The organism is Rhizobium sp. USDA 4016, assembly GCF_056279705.1.
The window spans coordinates 2085734-2106080 of the sequence record NZ_JBWCCY010000004.1 but is presented as its reverse complement, the minus strand read 5'-3'; the positions used below and the strand labels follow the sequence as shown (position 1 = coordinate 2106080).

At 58.1% G+C, this 20347-nt stretch carries 25 protein-coding genes, 5 tRNA genes and 2 pseudogenes; 10 read left to right on the top strand and 22 right to left on the bottom strand.

Features of this window, described 5'->3' with window-relative positions; genetic code table 11:
* Positions 1-19: 19 nt before the first annotated feature.
* From ACZ9DP_RS25710 to ACZ9DP_RS25675, 8 genes are all read right to left on the bottom strand, one after another.
* Positions 20-1009, bottom strand: a complete 990-nt coding sequence (locus ACZ9DP_RS25710; RefSeq protein ID WP_476203959.1) for a fatty acid desaturase family protein — start codon at positions 1007-1009, stop codon at positions 20-22.
* Between the two features lie 2 nt (positions 1010-1011).
* Positions 1012-1749, bottom strand: a complete 738-nt coding sequence (locus ACZ9DP_RS25705) for a class I SAM-dependent methyltransferase (protein WP_476203958.1) — start codon at positions 1747-1749, stop codon at positions 1012-1014.
* A 67-nt stretch (positions 1750-1816) separates the two neighbouring features.
* Positions 1817-2680 (bottom strand): glycosyltransferase family 2 protein, encoded by an 864-nt coding sequence (locus ACZ9DP_RS25700; protein WP_476205478.1) that lies wholly within the window; start codon positions 2678-2680, stop codon positions 1817-1819.
* Positions 2681-2900: 220 nt separating this feature from the next.
* A tRNA-Glu gene (locus tag ACZ9DP_RS25695) sits at positions 2901-2975 on the bottom strand.
* Positions 2976-3321: 346 nt separating this feature from the next.
* Positions 3322-3396 (bottom strand) — tRNA-Glu (locus tag ACZ9DP_RS25690).
* Positions 3397-3834: 438 nt separating this feature from the next.
* Positions 3835-3909, bottom strand: a tRNA-Glu gene (locus ACZ9DP_RS25685).
* 199 nt (positions 3910-4108) lie between these two features.
* The gene (locus tag ACZ9DP_RS25680; RefSeq protein ID WP_476205477.1) at positions 4109-5164 is read right to left on the bottom strand and encodes a YcbK family protein; all 1056 of its coding nucleotides are present in this window, start codon (positions 5162-5164) and stop codon (positions 4109-4111) included.
* Positions 5165-5339: 175 nt separating this feature from the next.
* Positions 5340-5780: a VOC family protein gene (locus ACZ9DP_RS25675; RefSeq protein WP_476203957.1), complete on the bottom strand. Its 441-nt coding sequence runs from the start codon at positions 5778-5780 to the stop codon at positions 5340-5342.
* Between the two features lie 195 nt (positions 5781-5975).
* Between ACZ9DP_RS25675 and ACZ9DP_RS25670 the strand changes: the two genes are divergently transcribed.
* Both ACZ9DP_RS25670 and ACZ9DP_RS25665 read left to right on the top strand, forming a co-directional pair.
* A complete protein-coding gene (locus tag ACZ9DP_RS25670; RefSeq protein ID WP_022715433.1) occupies positions 5976-6554 on the top strand; it encodes a cold-shock protein in 579 nt (192 codons plus the stop codon).
* A 17-nt stretch (positions 6555-6571) separates the two neighbouring features.
* Positions 6572-7039, top strand: a complete 468-nt coding sequence (locus ACZ9DP_RS25665) for a DUF192 domain-containing protein (protein ID WP_476197978.1) — start codon at positions 6572-6574, stop codon at positions 7037-7039.
* A gap of 38 nt (positions 7040-7077) precedes the next feature.
* Here ACZ9DP_RS25665 and ACZ9DP_RS25660 read toward each other — a convergent pair whose 3' ends face one another.
* Together ACZ9DP_RS25660 and ACZ9DP_RS25655 are read right to left on the bottom strand one after the other, a co-directional pair.
* On the bottom strand, positions 7078-7275 hold the full coding sequence (locus ACZ9DP_RS25660) for a hypothetical protein (protein WP_132552593.1): 198 nt from the start codon (positions 7273-7275) through the stop codon (positions 7078-7080).
* 57 nt (positions 7276-7332) lie between these two features.
* Positions 7333-7409, bottom strand: a tRNA-Pro gene (locus ACZ9DP_RS25655).
* Between the two features lie 288 nt (positions 7410-7697).
* Between ACZ9DP_RS25655 and ACZ9DP_RS25650 the strand changes: the two genes are divergently transcribed.
* Both ACZ9DP_RS25650 and ACZ9DP_RS25645 read left to right on the top strand, forming a co-directional pair.
* Positions 7698-8003: an ETC complex I subunit gene (locus ACZ9DP_RS25650; protein ID WP_194729612.1), complete on the top strand. Its 306-nt coding sequence runs from the start codon at positions 7698-7700 to the stop codon at positions 8001-8003.
* Positions 8004-8052: 49 nt separating this feature from the next.
* A tRNA-Arg gene (locus ACZ9DP_RS25645) sits at positions 8053-8129 on the top strand.
* A gap of 58 nt (positions 8130-8187) precedes the next feature.
* On the opposite strand, the gene ACZ9DP_RS25640 is transcribed toward ACZ9DP_RS25645, so the two are convergent.
* Positions 8188-8382, bottom strand: a complete 195-nt coding sequence (locus ACZ9DP_RS25640) for a tyrosine-type recombinase/integrase (RefSeq protein WP_476203956.1) — start codon at positions 8380-8382, stop codon at positions 8188-8190.
* Between the two features lie 104 nt (positions 8383-8486).
* Positions 8487-9017 carry a c-type cytochrome gene (locus tag ACZ9DP_RS25635; protein WP_476203955.1) on the bottom strand — a complete coding sequence of 177 codons (531 nt, stop codon included), beginning with the start codon at positions 9015-9017 and terminating at the stop codon, positions 8487-8489.
* Positions 9018-9092: 75 nt separating this feature from the next.
* Here ACZ9DP_RS25635 and ACZ9DP_RS25630 point away from each other — a divergent pair, with 75 nt between their 5' ends.
* A complete protein-coding gene (locus tag ACZ9DP_RS25630) occupies positions 9093-9350 on the top strand; it encodes a DUF1515 family protein (protein ID WP_476203954.1) in 258 nt (85 codons plus the stop codon).
* Here the strand turns inward: ACZ9DP_RS25630 and ACZ9DP_RS25625 are convergent.
* The 4 genes from ACZ9DP_RS25625 to ACZ9DP_RS25610 all read right to left on the bottom strand — a co-directional run bounded on the left by ACZ9DP_RS25625 (position 9331) and on the right by ACZ9DP_RS25610 (position 12581).
* A complete protein-coding gene (locus ACZ9DP_RS25625; protein ID WP_194729614.1) occupies positions 9331-9570 on the bottom strand; it encodes a hypothetical protein in 240 nt (79 codons plus the stop codon). The genes ACZ9DP_RS25630 and ACZ9DP_RS25625 overlap by 20 nt on opposite strands.
* An 851-nt stretch (positions 9571-10421) precedes the next feature.
* Positions 10422-10697: a hypothetical protein gene (locus ACZ9DP_RS25620; RefSeq protein ID WP_476203953.1), complete on the bottom strand. Its 276-nt coding sequence runs from the start codon at positions 10695-10697 to the stop codon at positions 10422-10424.
* A gap of 342 nt (positions 10698-11039) precedes the next feature.
* Positions 11040-11303, bottom strand: a complete 264-nt coding sequence (locus ACZ9DP_RS25615) for a DUF982 domain-containing protein (protein ID WP_476203952.1) — start codon at positions 11301-11303, stop codon at positions 11040-11042.
* 432 nt (positions 11304-11735) lie between these two features.
* Positions 11736-12581: a DUF6892 domain-containing protein gene (locus ACZ9DP_RS25610; RefSeq protein WP_476203951.1), complete on the bottom strand. Its 846-nt coding sequence runs from the start codon at positions 12579-12581 to the stop codon at positions 11736-11738.
* On the opposite strand from ACZ9DP_RS25610, the gene ACZ9DP_RS25605 reads away from it, so the two are divergent.
* Positions 12580-12720, top strand: a complete 141-nt coding sequence (locus ACZ9DP_RS25605) for a hypothetical protein (RefSeq protein WP_476203950.1) — start codon at positions 12580-12582, stop codon at positions 12718-12720. The two genes, ACZ9DP_RS25610 and ACZ9DP_RS25605, sit on opposite strands and share 2 nt — an antisense overlap.
* Before the next feature lie 173 nt (positions 12721-12893).
* The gene (locus ACZ9DP_RS25600; RefSeq protein WP_074067936.1) at positions 12894-13181 is read left to right on the top strand and encodes a DUF1330 domain-containing protein; all 288 of its coding nucleotides are present in this window, start codon (positions 12894-12896) and stop codon (positions 13179-13181) included.
* A 266-nt stretch (positions 13182-13447) separates the two neighbouring features.
* Here ACZ9DP_RS25600 and ACZ9DP_RS25595 read toward each other — a convergent pair whose 3' ends face one another.
* Complete coding sequence (locus tag ACZ9DP_RS25595) at positions 13448-14341, bottom strand: NmrA family NAD(P)-binding protein (RefSeq protein WP_476203949.1); 894 nt, start codon at positions 14339-14341, stop codon at positions 13448-13450.
* Positions 14342-14427: 86 nt separating this feature from the next.
* Between ACZ9DP_RS25595 and ACZ9DP_RS25590 the strand changes: the two are divergent.
* Positions 14428-15355: pseudogene (locus tag ACZ9DP_RS25590) on the top strand (LysR family transcriptional regulator).
* A 444-nt stretch (positions 15356-15799) separates the two neighbouring features.
* Positions 15800-16108, top strand: a complete 309-nt coding sequence (locus tag ACZ9DP_RS25585; protein ID WP_476203948.1) for a carboxymuconolactone decarboxylase family protein — start codon at positions 15800-15802, stop codon at positions 16106-16108.
* A gap of 166 nt (positions 16109-16274) precedes the next feature.
* Here ACZ9DP_RS25585 and catB read toward each other — a convergent pair whose 3' ends face one another.
* Positions 16275-16910, bottom strand: coding sequence for a type B chloramphenicol O-acetyltransferase (catB, locus tag ACZ9DP_RS25580; RefSeq protein ID WP_239598916.1), 636 nt, complete (start codon positions 16908-16910; stop codon positions 16275-16277).
* Positions 16911-17203: 293 nt separating this feature from the next.
* Positions 17204-17361, bottom strand: a pseudogene (locus ACZ9DP_RS25575) (IS481 family transposase); the annotation flags it as partial.
* A 559-nt stretch (positions 17362-17920) separates the two neighbouring features.
* On the opposite strand from ACZ9DP_RS25575, the gene ACZ9DP_RS25570 reads away from it, so the two are divergent.
* Positions 17921-18574, top strand: a complete 654-nt coding sequence (locus ACZ9DP_RS25570; protein WP_476203947.1) for an HAD family hydrolase — start codon at positions 17921-17923, stop codon at positions 18572-18574.
* A gap of 88 nt (positions 18575-18662) precedes the next feature.
* Here ACZ9DP_RS25570 and ACZ9DP_RS25565 read toward each other — a convergent pair whose 3' ends face one another.
* The 3 genes from ACZ9DP_RS25565 to ACZ9DP_RS25555 form a co-directional block, all read right to left on the bottom strand.
* Entirely contained in the window at positions 18663-18788 is a 126-nt protein-coding gene (locus ACZ9DP_RS25565; protein WP_275593272.1) for a hypothetical protein, read from the bottom strand.
* 285 nt (positions 18789-19073) lie between these two features.
* A complete protein-coding gene (locus ACZ9DP_RS25560; RefSeq protein WP_074067951.1) occupies positions 19074-19364 on the bottom strand; it encodes a hypothetical protein in 291 nt (96 codons plus the stop codon).
* A gap of 213 nt (positions 19365-19577) precedes the next feature.
* A complete protein-coding gene (locus tag ACZ9DP_RS25555; RefSeq protein ID WP_022715463.1) occupies positions 19578-20345 on the bottom strand; it encodes an amino acid ABC transporter ATP-binding protein in 768 nt (255 codons plus the stop codon).
* Between the last annotated feature and the right edge of the window lie 2 nt (positions 20346-20347).

Below are 20347 nucleotides of genomic sequence, written 5' to 3'. Positions count from 1 at the left end.
CACCAAACGCTCCAGCCTGTCATTCAGGCACGGCATTGCCTTCCAATTTTGCCGATACTCCGACCGAGCTCCAGAAGTCCCGGGTGAAGAGATAGCCGAATTCCTTTTCCTCGCGCTCCATTTTGAGCTTGGCATTCAGGATATCGTGCAGCTTCGGCAAATTGTAATAGGGAACCGACGGCAGCAGGTGGTGCTCGGCGTGGTAGTTCATGTTGGCATAGAAGAATGCGACCGGTGCCGGCAGATTGACCGTTCTTGAAAAAAGAAGCGCGCTTTCGTCCTTGTGGTCTTCAAGACCGACGTGTTGCGCAAGCGCCAGGACGCGATTCGGGAGTGATCCGACGAACGGCGTGACGAAAAACATGAGAGCGAGCGCAGGCGACCGCGTCACCAGGAAAAACAGCACCAGGCAGATGGCGTTGAGCGCAAGCATAGAGATCGCATCGGATTGCGCCGCGCGCCGTTCGGGGGGCATCAGTTTCAGTCGGACGCCCTTGCCGAAATACGCTTCGTAGCCGAAGGCATTGCAGAGTGCATAGAGGATCCGCCTGCAAAGGCTTTGATAATCAAGCAGGACGAGCCGCGCTGCGCCCAGCAAGTCGAGCGGAAAATCGCGATAGATTTCGCTGTCATCCTCATGGAAAGTGGAAGCGTGGTGGAACTGATGGCTTTTTTCGAAATAACTCGGATTGTTCCAGGTCACATAGGAAAACAGCTTGAAGAACAGAGTGTTCAGCCATTTTCTGCTGAAGACCTTCTTGTGAAACAGCTCATGGCCGATGCCGGCATAGCCGGCGAACTGCAATAGGACGGCGTTAAGATAAAAAGCTGCGAAAGCAAGCGCGGGATAGCCGCCTTCCCATGCGCGGACCATCGCGAAAAGCAGGCCGGCATGGATACCGATCCTGAGCGCGAGGTGGGAATAAGCGATCCGGTCGTTCGGTGCCGTGAGTTCCCGGAACTCGTCCTTCGTCAACAGGCTGCCGATTTTGATCTCGCTAGCACCCATGATCAGAGCTCTATGTTGACCAGCGCAAAGGCTACAAGGCTGTTTGCGACATGGAAGACCACCTGCGATTTCGAGAACTCCGCCAAATAGTCGGTGACGTCCCCGTGGATCTTGGAATTGTAGTCATGCCAGACGATGACGCCGCGTTTGACGATGCCGAATGCGTTTTCCGTATCCGCCCGGACGATCTGGTGCTCATGCCCGCCATCGATGAAGATCATCTCGGCCGACTGGAAGGCCTCCTTGAATTTGATCGTCGTCGAGTCTTCCTTAACGAGCCTGAGACGCTTCCTTTGCGCCTCGGTGATCGACGCGAGATAGGCCTCGCCGTCGATTTCCTGGCGCTTGCGGAGATAGTCGTCATTCTGCTCGGCGGACGACAAGGCGCTGCGCTCGTCAGTCTCGGCTAGATGCGCCGTGAGGCCCTTCGGCAAGTCGATGGAGACCACGTCGCAGTCTTCCGGCGTGTTTTCGATGAAAAGGCGTGTGGTGAAACCTTTGTACGTGCCGATCTCGATGATCTTGCGGGGCGTCACGATCTTGGCGAGCAGCACCAGGACAACCTGGTCGACAAGCGTGATGCTGCCGATTTCAATCGGCGGCAGGCTGGCGGTATACTCTTTGGCGATCTTCAATTCATCGGCGAGTTCCAAAAGCGCGCGCAATTTCAGTTCGTAGATTCCCGATTTCGCGGCAAGCGCAGAGCGTAACGTCGCGGCACTTTCAATGAGCTTTGGCATCCCTGATCCCGTGATTCCATCCATTGTGATTTAATCCTTTGCGATTTCTATTGCGCCTGCATGGGACTTAGAGACGCGTGCTGATGCGGGCGATCCGTTCATCCAGTTCCGGGAACAATCCTCTCCAGTAGGAATAGTGATTGATGAGGTTCCGATGGGCGATGGGTAGATCGGAGGGCTGCAGGTAGCCCTTCTCGATCGCGAGATCGAGCACTTCCTCGTAGTAGGTGATCGAGTAGATGAAATAGCGGTTGGCCGCCGGATTGGACTGCGAATTGGAGTGCTGGCGGAAATAGGAGAGGGGCATGGGATGCCCGACGATCGCCCCGCGGAGGGAGAGCCCAACCCAGGACGAAAGATCGAGCGGTCCGGAAATGATGCCGTCCACGACCTTGAAAAGACCGAAACGGCCGGATTCATCGAAGCAATCGGCCCTTCGCATGAGCACCGACGAGAATTCGCCAAGCAGATTATGATGCTTGACGGCGGTGATGCGAATGAAGTCGCGGCCCTCGATCACCTTCAGAGAGCCTTCGACCATCAATCCGTTGCCGAGATTCGTGACCTGGTTCCGCTCGTCGATGAAATAGCGCGGGGAAAACGCAAGTTTCGTCCCTCTGTTCTGTGTGGCTTCAAGTGCCTGAAGCAGGTACTGGATGCAGAACGGATTGAGGACGTCGTCGTCGAAGAGATATTTGATATACTCGCCGCTGGCGAGCCCGGCGAGCCGTATGACGTTTTTGTACTCGGCAGGATCCGGATTGCGGCTGTACTGGACAACGCCTGAGTATCTTTGGCAAATCTTCTCGATTGCATCCGTCGGGCAATCGTCGGAGACAATGATTTCCGTGTCATCGAAACTTTGCGCGATCGCGCTTTTCAGCGCGAGTTCAAAGAAATCGGGCTTGTAGGCCGGTATACAGATCGACACGCGCGGCAAATGTTTCTCCCTTCAGGTACCCCTCTCAAGCCGTTTGAAACGTCTGCCCGTTCCGCCGGCAAGAGCGGTGGTCGGCGCTCCGAAGGACCGAAGCAGACCCGCTTGCCATGCTCATAGAGCGCGGACTTTACGCGAGGCTTGCGGACGTCCAGGCGGTAGGGAAGACCCGCATGGCTGGCCCGGCGATAAAACTGTATTTGAGAGGAGAAAATGGCACGCCCTAGGGGAGTCGAACCCCTCTTCCCAGAATGAAAATCTGGTGTCCTAACCGATAGACGAAGGGCGCTCCTTCGTGGTGGCGCCCTTATAGTCAGCACTTTTGTGCGCCGCAAGCGGCAAAACGCGAAAAATTTGCGATCGCGCAGATTTTTTCGAGGCTTGTGGAAAAGACGGTCGTTGCAGTGTCGGGACGAACAAATCATCCTGCGCGGCTTTGTTCAACCATCCATAGATGTGGCGCCGTCATCATTTCGGACTTGTCGGCGGCAATATCTTGCCCTGCAATACCGTCGGCGCTTGCTTCGCTCGGCGCGAGGGCGCTCGCCGCAAAGTTGTCCCCGGCCTGCCCCGGATCATGAATAGTCGCTCGAACATTTTCGCCTAAATAACCATATGATTTTGTTTGATAAATTTGGTACGCCCTACGAGAGTCGAACTCGTCTTTACAGAATGAGAATCTGTCGTCCTAACCGATAGACGAAGGGCGCGTCGTGTCGGGTGCAGATAGGAACACTCGACCGCTTTCTCAAGCGTACTGATAAATAGACACATTGAAAAGAAAAATGGCACGCCCTGGCCCGCGCCTCTCGCCCCCCGCGTGAAGGAGCTTGCGCGCTGCCGAGCTCTTCGGCCGTCTCCAAAAGGATACGCAAACGACATGCCATGCCGCCGAACCGTGGAAGTAGGATGCTCCCGAGCGAAATCATGGCCGTTACAGGGGGTAAGAATATTGCAGGAGTGCAGACGTATTCGGGCCGCGAACTCAACGAAGGAACCAGTTATAAGGGAAACTCGCCGAATTGCGTTTCTGATAGTTGAAAAGGGTTGGGGTGCCGGGGAGCCCGCCTTTTTGCGGGGCCGGGGTAAATGTTTACCCGTGGTGCTACCCGAAACTGTCCGACTTGCCGATTTTGTCGATGGATTGATGGCACGCCCTAGGGGAGTCGAACCCCTCTTCCCAGAATGAAAATCTGGTGTCCTAACCGATAGACGAAGGGCGCTTCCTTCGTGGTGGCGCCCTTATAGTCAGGCGCTTTGGATCCCGCAAGCGGGAATTTCGGATTTCTTTCAAAAAAATGACAGGAAATCAGAGCCTGTGTGGGAGGCCGATTATCCGAGCTGAATCAATAGGCTGCCGACTGTTCCTTTAACGGGATGCTGCGGCGTTGCCGCCACGTGATGCGGGAAACCGCGCTGCCGTCAGATGGCTCTTGCGTTCGGTGTCCTGGTACGTCCGGCGCCACAGCTCCAGTTCCAGTCGCGGCTTTTACCGGTGTCGAGATGGACCGATTCGGTGTGGCAATAGGTGCCGACGCCGCCGCGGTTCGGCAGCGATCGGATAAAGGCGGCGATATCCCATTTGGACACGCCGTCGATCTTGATATCGGCGGCATCGCAGGTCTTGTGCATCGATTCTTCGGCGCCGCCGACCATGCGGTTATGCCCCGCGTCGCGATATCCGGAGGTGACGATGACCGGCTTGCCGAAATGGGTTTCGACCGCCTTGATGACATTGAGCATCCCGGGCTTAAAGCAGCCGACTTCGACATTGCCATTTTGGATGTGCAGGCCGTTCGGTGCCACGCGCGTCATGCCCGGCAGAGACGCCTTCTCAAGGAGCCCGGCGAGACCGCCGACGAGGTTCTGCTTTGGAGCGGCATAGAGCGCATTCATCGACCCGCCTTGCAGGTTACCCGTCGCGAGCGATGTCGTCTGATAGGCAGGTGCAAGCCTTGTGCTGGTTTTTTCGGAGGATTGCTGCGGCAGAAGCATCTCGCCGCCCTGTGCCGGCTGGGCGGGCGGCGGCGGCGCGCTGAAGACGCTGCTGCGCGCGGCATCGATGCCTCGAACGGGTGCATAGGCGTTGGCGTCCGCCGGCTGTATGATCGTTGAGGTCGTGTTGTTCTGCGGCCTCGCCGGTTGGGCGGAAAATATGCTCATGGCGTTCGCATTGATGCGGCTTGGCTGCATCGCCAAGCCGCCGATATTGGCGGGCTGCGTGGCCGCAGTGCCGGCGGATATGGCGGCGGCGTCGGTATCCTGCGCTGCCGCCGTCTGCTGCGCGTTCGACACATTCGTGACCATCGGATCACGATAGGCGCCGTTGGCGGTTTTGCCCGGCGTGTTCCCGGCAAGCTGCTCGGCTGAAGGATCGGCAGCCACGGCAGCTGCGGAATCGAGGGCCTTCTGGTTCGAGACGCAGCCCGACAGCGCAACCGCGGCAACAGCGATGAGAAGCGCGCCCGTGGCGGGCATTCGCTTTTGGAGAATGAGCAAGCGACGGTCTCCGTTGGTGCGGAGAACGATTCAACCGTGTCGTCTTCCGCTTCGAGTCGGCCGGAGAGTGCCTACCGGGCGGGCTTGCGGCAAGCGCGAAGCGGGCGCGGCGGCCCGAAATCGCAAAAACCGCAAGCCTCGCAAAAGCCTCAGCTTACCAGGCGCCGGTATTGCCCATCGAAAGCCACGGCTCGGCCGCCGGAAGGCTGCCGTTCTTCTGCAGGATTTCGATGGAAATCCCATCCGGCGAACGAACGAAGGCCATGCGGCCGTCGCGTGGTGGACGGTTGATGGTGATGTCATTGTCCATCAGATGCCGGCAGGTCGCATAGACGTCGTCAACCTCGTAGGCGAGGTGGCCGAAGTTGCGTCCGCCGGTATATTCCTCGGGATCCCAATTGTAGGTAAGTTCGAGGCAGGGGGCGCCATTTTTCTCTGCATTTGTGATATCCTCGTTTGCGGCGAGGAAAACCAGGGTAAAACGGCCGCTTTCGTTTTCGGAGCGCCGGATTTCCTTCAGGCCGAACAGCGTGCAGTAGAAATGCAGGGAGGCATCCAGATCCTTCACGCGGATCATAGTGTGGAGATAACGCATTCTATTTCCTCTCTAAAATGTGGGAGCTGCTTCGTTATGTGGCGGGGGGTCAGCTTCGGGCAAGGCATGCGACTAAAATGAGCAGTTGGGAATAACCGAAAACAGGACTTGCGCTTATCCGTTACCAAGATGTTAATCTTGATTTCAAGAATCAGTTAACCGTAACAGTGTGACGCGTATTGAGGGGCTGGCGACATGGCTGACAGGATTTCATCGAAGGAATTCACCGATATCGACGAGCTGTCCGGGGATGCCGTCGACCTCGTTGAAATCACCGGTGTCGTCAAGTGGTTCGATGTCGCCAAGGGCTTCGGCTTCATTGTCCCGGACAACGGCATGCAGGATGTCCTGCTGCACGTAACCTGCCTTCGCCGCGACGGTTACCAGACGATCCTCGAGGGCACGCGCATCGTCGCGCTGATCCAACGCCGCGAGCGCGGCTATCAGGCCTTCAAGATTCTCTCCATGGACCAGTCGACCGCCGTCCATCCGTCACAGCTGCCGCCGGTGCGCACCCACGTGCAGGTCACCCCGACGAGCGGCCTCGAGCGGGCACTGGTGAAGTGGTTCAACCGCACGAAGGGCTTCGGCTTCTTGACGCGCGGCGAGGGTACGGAAGATATCTTCGTGCATATGGAAACGCTTCGCCGCTTTGGCCTGACGGAGCTTCGCCCCGGCCAGGTCGTCCTCGTCCGCTACGGCGATGGCGACAAGGGCTTGATGGCAGCCGAAATCCACCCGGATATGCCAAGCCCGGCAAGCCGGTCGCACTGATGCCTCGCGGCATGGCAATGCAGGCCATCAAAGGCGCCTTTCTGGCGCTTTTTTTCATCCTGGCCGTCTCCGCCTTTGCCCAGCAGCAACCGCATTTCGACAAGGAGCCGTTGGTGATCCAGACTGCCTCCGGTAGGATGCTGAATTTCACGGTGGAGATTGCCGCCAGCAATGAGCAGCGGCAGTACGGCCTGATGTTCCGCAAGGAAATGGCCGAGGATGCCGGAATGATCTTCGACTTCGGCCAGCCGCGGCGGGTGACCATGTGGATGGAGAACACCATCTTGCCGCTCGACATGCTCTTCATCGATAGCGGCGGCACCATCCGCCACATCAAGGAAAATGCCGTGCCCTATTCGAGGGCGATCATTGATTCGATGGGTGAGGTGAAATACGTCGTCGAGCTGAATGCCGGCATCGTCAGGAAATTCGAAATCAAGGTCGGCGACAAGGTCGCAAGCGCCACGGTGACGAGGAAAAAGTAGCGGCGCGCCGAAGCGTCCGCCCGATCTCTCTCTTAGAATTACTGCTTTCTCACCGGTTTGGCCTTGGCCTGGATCAATCGCTCCATGAACAGCGCCATCTTGCGCTTGATGGTGCCGTAGGTGCCGAGTTCGAAGTCACAGTGATAGCAGGTGATGATGTCGCTATCGAGCGGCTGCGGGCGCGGAAAGTTCATCCGGGTCTTGCCGCACTTGGGGCAGGGGACTTCAACTTGCATTTACGGCTCCTGCGCAGGGCCATTGGCCGTCTGCGAAGACAACATTTTTTGAAAGGATGGTCGGAGTGGAGAGATTCGAACTCCCGACCCTCTGGTCCCAAACCAGATGCGCTACCAGACTGCGCTACACTCCGTGAGAGGGGGCAATACACGCTTCACCCCGGCCCCGCAATATCTAATTCGCGTCTTCCCCGTCTTCAACACGGCATTGTCGTTTCAATCACCAAGCCCTCCGGCGGGCTGGATCCTGGCTTGCGGCGCAAGCATTCCCCTCAGTTGGCTTTTTTCTTGAAAGTGGAGGGATTCGCGGCTAAGCAAAATTCATCTCTTCGCGTTATAGAGGCGATGAAGACCATTCCGGAGACGGGGTGGAAGGGTAAGTTACAGCGGGTCAGGCCCGCATATCCGGAGGCGTGCAGCTGATGTCTGCCAAGATCTACCGTCCAGCCAAGACCGCCATGCAGTCCGGCAAGGCGAAGACGCATCTTTGGGTGCTCGAATTCGATCAGGAGCAGCCGCGCAAGATCGATCCCATTATGGGCTACACGTCCTCCGGCGATATGCGCCAGCAGGTGAGGCTGACCTTCGAGACGCAGGAACTGGCGGAAGCCTATGCCAAGCGCAACGGCATAGAATACCGCGTGATCGCGCCGAAGGAACCTGCTCGCCAGACAGTCGCTTATCCTGATAATTTCCGCTATACCCGCACGCAGCCCTGGACGCATTGAGCGCTCAGGCATGCCGCTTCTCGCCGCTGCACGGACGCAGCGGCCGGATGGCCCCTTAGCTCAGCTGGATAGAGCACCTGCCTTCTAAGCAGGTTGTCGCAGGTTCGAGTCCTGCAGGGGTCGCCAAACCATCCAAGTTATTGATTTTATTATAGGTGCGACCACGTAGGGCCAAAGGTGCGACCTACATTCTGTTCGACAGGCGTTCCGACGCGCCTCGCGCCAACTTCTTCTTGTCGGCTTCCTTCGTATAGATTTCGGCCATCGCCAAGCGCGACCAGCCAAACATTGCCATCAGCTCGTGAGCCGTTGCGCCTTCGTCGGCGGCTATCGTTGCTCCCGCCTTGCGCAACCCATGCGCTCTGCACTCTACCGGCAATCCCGCTGCCAATAGCCGGAATGGATGCAGCGTTCAATGGCTGCTTCGGGTGCTGCCTGACGCCCGCAACTCCACCGTCACCTTCTCCCGGCATCCGTTACCTCCTAGTTTGGCGCGGCGGCTGCGGTTTCGCCCGGCGGCAAGATCCGGAACATAAAGGTCGAAACCTTCTCCCCTGGCTTGAAAGGACCAGGTACCTGATGGCTTACCGGTTTCAGGCTTTGAAGGAATGCTGCAATCGATGTCACGTCTTCTTTGGTGAGCTGCGCGAATGCATGCCACGGCATGATTGGCGCCAGGGCGCGACCGTCGGGCCGTTGCCCGGTCTGAATCGCAGTCACGATCTGATCCCTGGTCCAGCTGCCGATGCCGGTCTCCTTATCAGACGTAATGTTGGGGCTGACGAAAACACCTTCCCCCGGGATTTCAAAACCGACATCCGAGCCGCCCAGAAATCGCGAGCTGTCCGGTTTTCCGAAGAAATATCCCGGTGTGTGGCAGTCGTTGCAGCCGCCGATCGTGACGAGATATTCGCCGCGCGCAATCTGCGTATCGTCGGCAGCAGCTGCCATGGACGGCTGAAGACCCAATGCAGAGGCGGCTAAAAACGCGAACCGAGCGCTCAATCGAAACACCTTACCCTCCGTGACTTACCTCACAACTGGAAACGAACTGAATAACACGACGAACCTGCTCTATATATTAGCCATTTGGAATTATCGATTGCGCAGAAGAGGTCCGCTATTTCAGGCAGCGTCACGACCATTCAGGAGGATCTTCCGGAAATGCGAAAGGTCACCGATGATGTTCAGCGTTGGAAGCTGATGGGGATCGGCACGCTTGCCGACATCGGCATCGGCGGCGCAGACGCGATCCGGCGGATAGGGCGATTATTCTTGGACGGTAGTGCCATACGACGAAGGGCTACCTCGTCGCCACTAGCGTTTACTAGTCAACAAGAGACCTAGGATACTCGGGGGCGGGCGGCGCGCAAACCTCATCGAGCCTCCCCACGATGGCACCCGGCGAACTCATGCCGGAACTGACGAGGGCGATGGCCTGCGTTAGCGCAGCCTGGCCGTGTTCGCTTTTGACATCGACATGATTTCTCTCTGACCAACGGCCGACTACGGACGTTATCAGTTCAATCTCATCATCGGTAAAGGAAATTAATTCGAAAAGAGACATAGCAGCTCTCCTATTTCAGGCAAGAGCAGATCGTCTCTCAAGCGGCCCGGGGCACCCGGTTGAAATTGTCGGACCGATAAATAAGAATACGCTTAAATGCACCATAAGGCAAACGAAGCCATCTTTTTGTTTGTCCAGCGCCGGCCGCATGGGAGTCTTCGAAGGTCAACCGGACTGCCGAACGTGTAAGTTGCCGGCACAGCCGGCGCTCCTTCGCCTTCACATTCGCTCCTTCATTAAAAAAGAGCCCCGCCGAAGCGGGGCTAGTTGTTGACGTCGGAGAGGAACGTCGGATGACGTGACGTTCAAAAGATGAACGCCTGATAGGGATCATGGTTTCCGTACGCAAACAGACCGATGCGCGAAGAATTGAGGCGGACCGCACGGCCACGTGCAAGGGGCTAAAGCACGGTTACAGGAGATTTGGCAGCGCGATCCATTCAGCCGAACATCCGAGGCGGTTGAATGTTCCTACTCGTCCGCTTCAAACTCCCGATCAGCAATTTCATCATCAAGGACCTGTGCCGAATTCATTCGACCGGTTCTCCGCGTAGAAATCGCTGTTCAGCCATATTTAGATCTTTGTCGGGCACGCATTTCGGCAGCCATCCGTAGTCTATGAAGGAAGGCGCGTATGTTACGCCTCGCTCGCGATCCGGCTTCACTCCAACTTGCCATTGAAGAAGAGCCTCGTCCAAGGAGCCTTTTCTTGCATCCGAGGCGAACGCAATTAAAAGCCTTCGTCCTTGGATTGCAGCTAAACCCAGCGCGCGTCAGGTCGCGCGTCAGATCTTGAGCCGTCTTGGACCAGTCGCCTCCGGTCCTTTCCATTAGTGAGCCGGTGCTGTCGATCATCGCCGGGCGATCGAGCGGATTGCCTCCTGGTTGCTCAGCATCTCGTAGAGATTGCACACGTTTCCCTCCCTCGGCTCCCAATGGCCGCGTTTCGAAACTTCGTCTGTGTCGATGAACTGGCCGTTCCAGCGTGTTTGAAATTCTGAGGCAGCTTCGCGAGCCGAGAAGCAAAAGACAAGATAGGTGTCGCCGTCGAGATGTTCGTGATACTGCCTGCACCTGCTATCGATCCGCAGACATGACGACAGGACCTCGCCACGAGGCCTTTGCATTGGCCATCTGCTGGCGCGGCACAAAGCTCCATGTACGGCGCGGTACGAAGCCGCGTTCATGGCGCTCCTGCAGCAGCGGAACGAGAGGAGCGCAGCATGAGGGAGCGCTTGAACTCACTTCATCGTCGGCGGAAACTCTTTTGGAGGCGGGGTTGGATTCGGAATTTCTTCCGGCGGCAAATCCGGAATGGGCTCTTCGATGGGCGGTTCGGGAACATCGGGCGGCCGATCAGGAACCGGCCGAGGCTTTGGGCTTGGCGTCGGCTCAGGCGGAATGGTCGTCATGGAGGGCTCCCTTCTATGGTCCCAAACCATTCCAGCGTTGATTTGTTCCTGCGACCGTCAGTGAACGACAGTGATCACCGGAATGCCAGCTTCCTCGGCCGCTCGGATGAGTGCAGATCTCGCCTCTGCCGGCGACGTCGTTCCGTGCAACGCCTCCAAACACGTCTTAACGGCCACGAGGTATTCCTCGCCATCGTCGAGGGGCCAAGACGCGAACAGGGCGTCTGCAGCGTCTCTCAGCGACTTCACCAACCTGTATTTTTCAGAGCCATTCATCACCAGCATCAGCGGCGCGAACGCTCCGAATTTGTGCCAGTTCATTACACTTGAACTCCTAGCGCCAAACACATTAGTAACTGTGCAAGAGTCGTGCCGTTTGGGGTGGCAGCATGAGCGTCTACCGTGACGGGCAGGTTCTTGGCAGTGTTAGCGCCCAAGATGGACACGTCACCCGAAGTAGAAAAACGATCGTTCTTAATTCCAGGTTGGCAGTGGTCTCGTCGGCTTCCCCCGCGAAACCGAGCTCAACAGAAGGCTTGAAGCCTCCATCCCTCATGCTCGCTGCGATCGTAGACAATGCTAGCCAGTCAAATGCTTGAATGGGAAGGTGTCAGACGACTGCTGACATTCATCGGACGGCCAACAGACCTGGTCTCAGGCATTCGAAAGAGCCATTACTCAGCTAGCGGGCGATGCAAGGCCGCGCGACAGGGCCCTTTACATGAACTGGATACCCGGCCGTTTTAAATCGGATCATTTGAAAGCGGGCGGGGTGGGCTCCGTGGCGGACATCCAGTGTACCCACACACGGACCCCGCGATCCTTCAGTGTATCGAAGATTCGCCTGGTTGGCGTGCCGGCCGTCGTGACCTCATCATAAGTCCCGTCGTCGAGAACTTTCACTTCTTTCAGCGTCGGCAAGTCGAGCAGTGCTTCGATGCGGTCTATCCCGGTACTGAGCCTCAGGTTTTCCAATCTCTGGAATGATAGAAGCGGGCGCACGTCGACCTTTCCGATCATCGAGATTGCGGAAAAGCTTCTGAGGTTCCTGCAAAGCTCGATACCTGACAGGTCCTTCACGTCGAAGACATCGTCCTCGCCGTCCCAGAAATACCAGGCGAACCGATAAGCCGTTCCTCCGTCGTCGAACGCGATCTCCTCCACGGCGGCCAGAAGCTCGTCAGTCAGCGGATATCGCTCCAGATAGTCCTGTGCCTCGGGAATGATTTCGTAGCCTTCATCCTCGAGATCGACTGCGCGTCCCAAGACGTTGCTCGCGAGCTGTGCCGGGGTGCCGAGATCGATCTGCTTCGCGTCGAGAAGCGAAGACAGCACGACGAGCTTGAGGTTTGGGTCCGCAAAGGGCGCTCCGGCCATGCCCACGGCCGCCGGATAAGATGGTTCCGTCGGTTCCGGATATTCCGCCGCAGGGTTGGAGAAGCCGATTTCGTTGACGGTCTCGAGGGTGAGGCGGACACGCAGAGTGTAGCCCTCGGGAAACCGTCGCACGCCCATGCGCACGCCTCGCATCAATGGATTGTCGTCTCCGATTTCGAGAGACGACACGGCGGCGCGCACCTGCTCGATCGTCATTCCCATGGTGAGCTCCGACCGGGTGCCGGAAGCGATGGTCGTAGTCGACCATGCCGATCAACCCGTTCCGATCGATCCATACGACGAACCCGTGGCTGTTCTCGAGCAGGTCGAGAGCGTCGAGCTTCGCGGATTTGACGAGTGACATGATGGCTGCGGCGCGCTCACCGCCTGTGTCCGATCCGCTGAACAGCCAAGAGGGATTGCTTCCGGCCCAAGCGGCCACTCCAATGTCTTCAACGGGTGGAAAGTGGCTATTGCATCAGCGGCGGCGAGGGAGGATTGTCGACTAGGTCAGCGTACACAGGGGGCATTCGAATGGCCGCTTATCTTATCGCAGACATAGAGGTCCACGACGCTCAGGCGTATGAGGAATACAAGAGGAGGGCGTCGTCGACGGTCAAGCAGTTCGGTGGGCGCTACCTGGCTCGTGGCGGAGACCAGGAGGTCCTTGAAGGAAGTTGGATGCCAACGAGGCTTGTCCTGCTGGAGTTTCCTGACATGGCGACGCTGCAGGCATGGTACAGCTCAAGCGAGTACGCCATCGCCAAGCCGTTCCGCCTCGCCAATGCATGCAGCTGTTTAGTCGCCTTGGAGGGCGTGTGAACACCGCGTGCTTGCAAGACTTGCTTTTCTCTCTGCGCCATTGATCTGCCGCGTTCGAAGCAATGCAGCGGTAGTATCCGCATCGAAGTACGAGCCGCGACCTTCGTCGATTGCGGCCAAAGGTCCCGAAGTGGGACAATCCGGAAGTGGACCGGACCGTCTACCCCCTGAACCCAGAGTGGCCATTGAACTGCATTCGAATCTTGCACTGTGCAAGCTAGGGGAATGGCAGGCCCCCGAGAACGGGTGCACATCCCTAAGGCCCGCTACTGGGACGCAGAGCACCGATCGACTGGTTCAATCGTTGCGACAATGCGCTCTATCGCCGCTGCTAGGGAGATCGTGCCGCGCCGGTGCTCGCTACCGTCCTGGCGCATGAACAGGCCGTTGGCGATGCCCTCATACATACCGAGAAGCGCGTCCGCCACCTCGGTGGGCACGCCTTCCTCGGCAAGAAGCGCGACGCGACCCTCCGGCGGGACGAGCATCGGCACCACCGGGCGGTCGAGAACCTCCGCGAAGGCCGATGCCACATCACCGGCGCTCCAGTCTTCCGGTCCGGCCAGTTCCACGACGCGCTTCCCGGTCCAGTCCTCGCAGAGCAGGGCTGCCGCAGTGCGCCCGACATCGATCGTGCTCACCATTGGAATCTCCTGAGAGGGTTCGAGGAAGGTCGGGAGCAGGCCTTCGGACACGGTGGTTCCTGCCACCTCGCTCCACGTCTCGACAAAATAGGCTGATCGCAGGAAGGCGGTCGCCGGTGCCACGCCGGCAAGCCGCGCCTCGAACCTGTTGAGGGTGGCGATGACGCCAGTGCCCGAAGCATGCTGCGCTCCGATCGACGACAGGACAACGGCCTTGGCCAGATGCGCCCGCCGTGCTGCCTCGGCAAGCGCAGCACCGAGTTCGTCCGTGCATGCATACGGATCACCGCTCACCGGCGGGGGATTGAGCAGGAACGCGCCCGACGCGCCTTTCAGTGCATCGGCCAAGGCCTCGGTATCCTCGATGTTCGCGACGGCGACCGCCGCGCCGAGAGCCGTCCATTTTTCACCCTGTTCCGGGTGACGCACGACGACACGCACGGCCTCGCCGTGTTCGATGAGGGCGCGCGCTGTCTCGCCACCAGCGCGCCCATTTGCTCCAAGCACAACATACATGACTTCTTCTCCGTCATTGGTTGGTCGATCGAAAGACGATAGACGGGGGATTTCCATGCGTCCAATGCATGAGGTATATAGTCAGTATGCGTGAAATGGATTTACGTCAGATCGATCTCAACCTGCTGGTGGCGCTCGATGCGCTGCTGGCCGAAATGAACGTCACACGGGCAGCCCACCGGCTTGGCATGAGCCAGCCGGCCGCAAGCCGTGCTTTGGGGCGATTGCGCGCTGTTTGCGGACGCGCTCCTGGTCAACGGGCCGGGTGGTTACGTCCTCAGCGCCCGCGCTGAGGAGGTGCGCCCCGTTTTGCGCCGGATACTGGCCGGCATCGGCGAGATGCTGGAGGCGATTCCGTTCGATCCCGCGACGGCGATGGGTCAAGTTCGGCTTCTGATGCCCGATCTTCAGGCCGCCGCGCTCGCGCCGCATTTGCTCGCCCGCCTCGCACGCGAGGCACCGCTTGATCTTGACATTGTCGCGCCGGGCGCGAACGGAATCGAAGCGCTGGAGCACGATGACGCGGATGCGATGGTGGCGCTGATCGACGAAGCACCCGCCGGCATCCGCCGCCGCCGCCTCTATGACGAAAAACTTGTGACATTGATGCGCGCGGATCATCCGGCCGCTGTCGGAAAACTCACGCTCGACCGCTTTCTGGCGCTCGAGCATATCGTGGTCAGTGTCACCGGCGTCGGGCCTGCGCCCGTCGATGAGGTGCTTGCGCTCATGGGGCGGAAGCGAAGGGTGAAGCTGCGCGTGCCGAACTTCTTTGCAGCGGTGGAGATAGCCGCCCGCTCAGACCTGATCATGACCCTGCCCTCGAGCCTGGCGCGATCCGCCGCCGACATGAGGCGCTTCGTGTCGCGGCCGCCGCCCCTTGAGCTTGGGAGCTTCACGATGAGTCTCGCCTGGCACGCGCGTCAGCAGGACATTCCCAGGCACATCTGGTTGAGGCGCGCCATTGTCGCGGCGGCGGCGGATATGTCATCGGCCGCTGAATCGCACCGCTGAGTCCGCGTTCGAGACCTGATGGCGGGCACCCTTCGGCCCGAAGCAGTCAGCCAATCCACCGCCCGATGTGGGTGTGGTGGCTGCCGAGTTGGAGGTAGCATATCCATAAAAAGATTCGCTTTGCAGCCGGTGCTTGCTATCCTCGCCGGCCTAACAGCCGCATTGGAGAGCCATCATGTTCATTAGAACGATCGAACCCGATGAGGCAACGGGCGAAATCGCATCGCTTTACGATGCCGAGAAAAAATCAATGGGCCGCGTGATGCAGGCGACGCAATGCTGGTCCGCCCGCCCCGACGTTATTGTTCCAATTGAGAACTTGCTGCATCAGATACGAGATGGCTTTTCACTCGGTCTCTTGAACTTTCGACTGATCACCTTCGTTGCGGCCCAGCATGTCCCTTCAAGCTACTGCTCTCACGTATACTTCCGCGGCCTTCTGAGATGCTCGGCAGGGAGCAGGCGCTGGCGGTTCGAAGAGATTACCGGAACGCCGGACTTGACGATCAGCAGGTCGAGATGCTCGCCTACGCGGAGCAGATTACCCGCGATGCATCGCAGATAACCGAAGCCAATATTCAGCGGCTGCGGGAACGCGGCTTCACCGATGCCAACATAGCCGACGTCGCATTGGCCGCCTCGTTCCGCAGCTTCATGAGCCGCTATTTCGATGCGGTGGGTGCCACGGTCGAGCCTGAGTTTCTCGATGACGATCCAGCGGTCAGAGAAGAAATGGCAATCGGTCGAAAGTAGTACGCAAATGGGATAGCCTGGCACTGGCTCGCGATTGATGCTGGGGCTGCTTTTGGCGCGCTTTGCGGCCGACCCGACTGGGAGCTGAATGTTCGGTACCGCTATGTCAACTTGTCGGGCAGGTATGACGGTCCGTCCGGTTGAATTCCGGACGAACCTGTTTGTGTCAGCCTTGGCGATTGGGCGACAGCCAGTGGCGATGGAGTGCCTCCACGTCGCCGCTAGTCAAGATTGGCATCGCCTTCCTCAACTGGGCATCAGACCAATCCCACCACTTCATTTCGAGCAGCAATTCAATTTTCCTATCCTCGAAACGCTTGCGGATTGGTTTGGCGGGATTGCCTCCAACTATGGTGTACGGTTCGACATCACGTGTTACCACTGCACGCGTTCCGAGCAATGCTCCATCGCCAACTTTGACACCAGGCATGACGACAACCTCAGAGCCGATCCAGACATCGTTGCCGACCACGGTGTCGCCGCTTGGCAGGTATCCGTTTTCCGCTCCGCTGAATTCGGGTACCTCCGGCATCCAGAAAAATGGAAACGTGCTGATCCATTCATGACGGTGCCCCTGATTACCTGCCATAATGAAGGCAGCGCCCGACCCGATTGAGCAGAAGCTCCCGATTACGAGCTTATCGGCTCCCACTTCGTCCAAAAGGTAGCGGGCGCAATCGTCAAAGCTGTGGCCATGGTAGTAGCCCGAATAATAGCTGTATCGCCCAACGATTATGTTGGGATTTGTGACCTGCTTGTCGAGCGTAATGCCCTTGAAAGGGCTTTCAAAATAGTTGTTCATCGATGTTCTCTCTACATACGCTTCCTGATCGCTTGCGCCATGGCAAACGGATGCAAGGCGAGAAGCCGTTCAGACTCTCGCTGAGCTCCTCGCGTTAGCGCGGGAGCACGATGTAGGGGGTACTCGATGCGTTGATCATGCCGACTTCATATCGCAAAAACTCTTGTAAGCCAACGACGGCAATTAGCGCTTTCCGGAAGTGATCGCTCGACCGCTTTCGGCCAGACCTGGGGAGGCGAGTCAGAGTGCCTGCCATGGCCGAACCGACTGAACCGGCCCTTGCGTAAACAAATTAGTATGAACTCGCCCTTGAAGGCGGCGCGCCACAGATCGTTCGGCAGCAAGGGATGAGCTAAGGCCGTTCCCTTACCGCGAAAGCGTGGCGTTTACGGGCATGGGCGACCAGCCCGTGCCGGTCGAGAACGGCATGCACCGTGCTCTTGGACGGCACAAAACGTCACCCATCTCTCGGGCAGGCATATTGATTTTAAAGTGAAATTTGCCGTACCTAAAGGCGTTGCCAATCTGGTCTCTGAATGTCCAATGATGGAGTTAGGATGCCGAAGCAGATCGACGAAGCCTTGCGGATGACCGGCCCCGTCCTCTCAGCGCGATTTGATGGCTATTCTTTCGCATTTGCTGCTGGTTCGATCATTCGCGGGGAGGGTACAGAAAACTCCGACATCAAGCGGGGGAAGATGTTAACAGCCTCTTGCCGATCTGATGCTTCTTGGACGCGGCACATGGTCCGGGAAAGGAAAATGGATTCCCCGCCTTCTGAAGCAGCTCGACAACGAGTTGTTTGAGACGTTCGACGTAGGTTTCAAACGCGCCGTTGAAGGGCGGGCTGGAGAGCTTTGCCGTTTGACAGAAGCGGAACTGGCTCGCAAAGGTGGCCGGTATTTCGATGGAGATCGCCGCGAGGCGGCCCTTGATGCCCGCAAGGCAAGTGCCGTGCCGGGACAGTCCCGCTGACTTGCGATTAGATGGGCTTCGATGCAGGATTTGGGATGGTGAAAATCTTTTTTGATGTTGATGGTGTTCTCATCGATGGCTGGCATTCAGATCCGTCGCTTCGCAAGCCCTGGGATGCGACGATCGAGGCTGATCTCGGCGTTGACCGGGAAGCATTCGGCAACCTCTTCTTTGGAAATGCGGGCGACCGTTCGATCTCGCTTATGGCTGAATGCATCACCGGCAAACGCGATCTCGCTGAGGCGCTTGCCGAGATTCTCCCGGAGGTTGGATATCACGGCGATGCGAAGGACTTCATGAGATATTGGTTCGAAAAGGATTCGAATCTCAACAGGGAGGTCTTTGATCTGGTCGAGAGCATAAGGAGCGGCAGTGATGTCGAGCTCTACGTCGCAACCGGCCAGGAGCATCACCGGGCGCGATTTCTCTGGAACGAGCTCGGCTTCTCGAAGCTGTTCGACCGTATGTTTTACAGTGCGGAAATTCGATACCCGAAGAAGGACATCCGCTTTTTCGAGGCGATCAATTCCCGATTGAGCATCGGCTCCGGCGAGCGCCCGATATTTTTCGACGACCAGCCCGAAATCGTGGCGGTGGCGAGGCAGGCCGGCTGGGACGCAAATCCGTTCGTTTCCGCGTCAAACATTCGCCAGCTCCCGCGGCTGCGCCATCTTTGGGCATCCGGGTGATCGTCGGTGGATATGGTCCGCGTTTCCGCCCTGGAATGCGCGCAAACGCTGTACGCTTCGCAGGGCGGCTAGGCGGGAGGTGAATCCGTCAGTGGCTTCCGGCTTTCTTGCTGGCGAGCAGCATCACATAGTCTTCGGCCGCGTCCGCAAGCGCGAGCGCCACTTCGGCAGGCGTCCAGCCGTGCTGCTGCAAGCGCTTGATCATTTCGAACATCGCGGCTTCGACTTCCGTGCGGCAGTTCAGAGGATGCTCCGGTCTGCCATTTGCATGCTGAGAACCTTGAATTTCTATCATTTTCTCTGCCCCCGTGTTTTGGACCCCGTGCTATTTCAGGCGCCATTTTAGGCAAAGAGCATCGCATAACTTCACGCTGAAGCAAATGGATGCCTAATCAAGAGTTAAAGCAGACCGTTGCATGACGTCATTTGACGACATTTCAGCAAACCGCGCATTGGCGAATTGGTGGGCTGGAATGCCACCATGCCCTGTCGCGGCGCCTTAGCGGTCATCACCCCAGTCGAAAAACGGGCGGTAGACGCGCCTTGCAATCATCAGGCTGCGGTCGGGACGGATGATGTAGGTCTCCTCCACCTCGCGTCCCCTGTTATCGTAAAATGTATGCGGGAATGAGGAACCGATCGGTGATTTCGTCAGCTTCGTGCGGGGCTGGCCGCTATAGGTGATGCTGCCGGGGATGGGCTCCAAGCCGGGACCGGAAATGTCGCCTACGGCCGTACATCCTGCGATCAATGCCCCCACGATAAGAATTGCGGCAAACTTGGCTTTCATCGTGGTGCTCCATGACGTGGGTCGGCAATGCTATCCTAGATAGATATGCCCCTCCGCTTTTCCATGGCCGAACGAACTCCGATCCTTCAGTCTACGCTGCCGTTCAGGCGGGTATTTCGGCAACCATGGTTGTGAGCGATGAGAATGCTCGCTGGCGATAAAAAAGCCGCCGGAGGACCTCTCCGGCGGCTTTTCTCAAGGCAGTTCTTTCGCTCAATGCAGGATCTGGCTGAGGAAGAGTTTGGTGCGCTCGTGCTGCGGGTTGTCGAAAAATTCGGCGGGCGAATTCTGTTCGACGATCTGGCCCTGGTCCATGAAAATGACGCGGTTTGCGACCTGACGGGCAAAGCCCATTTCGTGGGTCACGCAGAGCATCGTCATGCCTTCTTCCGCAAGGCCCACCATCGTATCCAGCACTTCCTTGATCATTTCCGGATCGAGCGCCGAGGTCGGCTCGTCGAAAAGCATGATCTTCGGGTTCATGCAGAGCGAGCGGGCAATCGCCACGCGCTGCTGCTGGCCGCCGGAAAGCTGGCCGGGATACTTGTTCGCCTGTTCCGGGATCTTGACGCGCTTCAGGAAGTGCATGGCGACCTCTTCGGCCTGCTTTTTCGGCATCTTGCGCACCCAGATCGGCGCCAGCGTGCAGTTTTCGAGGATCGTCAGATGCGGGAACAGATTGAAGTGCTGGAACACCATGCCGACTTCGCGGCGCACTTCGTCGATCTTCTTCAGGTCGTTCGTGAGCTCCGTGCCGTCAACGAGGATGTGACCCTTCTGGTGCTCTTCCAGGCGGTTGATGCAGCGGATCATCGTCGACTTGCCGGAGCCCGACGGGCCAGCGATGACGATGCGCTCGCCGCGCATGACCTTGAGGTTGATGTCGCGCAGCACGTGAAAATCGCCGTACCACTTGTTCATGTTGATGATTTCGACCGCCACGTCCGTTGCGGAAACGGTCATTTTCTTGGGTTCAGCCATGT

What these genes read in the sequence shown, in the direction of transcription:
- ACZ9DP_RS25710 (WP_476203959.1), bottom strand. Translation starts at nt 1,009, where the DNA reads ATGGGTGCTAGCGAGATCAAAATCGGCAGCCTGTTGACGAAGGACGAG.
- ACZ9DP_RS25705 (WP_476203958.1), bottom strand. Translation starts at nt 1,749, where the DNA reads ATGCCAAAGCTCATTGAAAGTGCCGCGACGTTACGCTCTGCGCTTGCC.
- ACZ9DP_RS25680 (WP_476205477.1), bottom strand. Translation starts at nt 5,164, where the DNA reads ATGCCCGCCACGGGCGCGCTTCTCATCGCTGTTGCCGCGGTTGCGCTG.
- ACZ9DP_RS25675 (WP_476203957.1), bottom strand. Translation starts at nt 5,780, where the DNA reads ATGCGTTATCTCCACACTATGATCCGCGTGAAGGATCTGGATGCCTCC.
- ACZ9DP_RS25670 (WP_022715433.1), top strand. Translation starts at nt 5,976, where the DNA reads ATGGCTGACAGGATTTCATCGAAGGAATTCACCGATATCGACGAGCTG.
- ACZ9DP_RS25665 (WP_476197978.1), top strand. Translation starts at nt 6,572, where the DNA reads ATGCAGGCCATCAAAGGCGCCTTTCTGGCGCTTTTTTTCATCCTGGCC.
- ACZ9DP_RS25660 (WP_132552593.1), bottom strand. Translation starts at nt 7,275, where the DNA reads ATGCAAGTTGAAGTCCCCTGCCCCAAGTGCGGCAAGACCCGGATGAAC.
- ACZ9DP_RS25650 (WP_194729612.1), top strand. Translation starts at nt 7,698, where the DNA reads ATGTCTGCCAAGATCTACCGTCCAGCCAAGACCGCCATGCAGTCCGGC.
- ACZ9DP_RS25625 (WP_194729614.1), bottom strand. Translation starts at nt 9,570, where the DNA reads ATGTCTCTTTTCGAATTAATTTCCTTTACCGATGATGAGATTGAACTG.
- ACZ9DP_RS25620 (WP_476203953.1), bottom strand. Translation starts at nt 10,697, where the DNA reads ATGCAAAGGCCTCGTGGCGAGGTCCTGTCGTCATGTCTGCGGATCGAT.
- ACZ9DP_RS25615 (WP_476203952.1), bottom strand. Translation starts at nt 11,303, where the DNA reads ATGAACTGGCACAAATTCGGAGCGTTCGCGCCGCTGATGCTGGTGATG.
- ACZ9DP_RS25605 (WP_476203950.1), top strand. Translation starts at nt 12,580, where the DNA reads ATGGTGAGCTCCGACCGGGTGCCGGAAGCGATGGTCGTAGTCGACCAT.
- ACZ9DP_RS25610 (WP_476203951.1), bottom strand. Translation starts at nt 12,581, where the DNA reads ATGGGAATGACGATCGAGCAGGTGCGCGCCGCCGTGTCGTCTCTCGAA.
- ACZ9DP_RS25600 (WP_074067936.1), top strand. Translation starts at nt 12,894, where the DNA reads ATGGCCGCTTATCTTATCGCAGACATAGAGGTCCACGACGCTCAGGCG.
- ACZ9DP_RS25595 (WP_476203949.1), bottom strand. Translation starts at nt 14,341, where the DNA reads ATGTATGTTGTGCTTGGAGCAAATGGGCGCGCTGGTGGCGAGACAGCG.
- ACZ9DP_RS25585 (WP_476203948.1), top strand. Translation starts at nt 15,800, where the DNA reads ATGCTCGGCAGGGAGCAGGCGCTGGCGGTTCGAAGAGATTACCGGAAC.
- catB (WP_239598916.1), bottom strand. Translation starts at nt 16,910, where the DNA reads ATGAACAACTATTTTGAAAGCCCTTTCAAGGGCATTACGCTCGACAAG.
- ACZ9DP_RS25570 (WP_476203947.1), top strand. Translation starts at nt 17,921, where the DNA reads ATGGTGAAAATCTTTTTTGATGTTGATGGTGTTCTCATCGATGGCTGG.
- ACZ9DP_RS25565 (WP_275593272.1), bottom strand. Translation starts at nt 18,788, where the DNA reads ATGTTCGAAATGATCAAGCGCTTGCAGCAGCACGGCTGGACGCCTGCC.
- ACZ9DP_RS25560 (WP_074067951.1), bottom strand. Translation starts at nt 19,364, where the DNA reads ATGAAAGCCAAGTTTGCCGCAATTCTTATCGTGGGGGCATTGATCGCA.
- ACZ9DP_RS25555 (WP_022715463.1), bottom strand. Translation starts at nt 20,345, where the DNA reads ATGGCTGAACCCAAGAAAATGACCGTTTCCGCAACGGACGTGGCGGTC.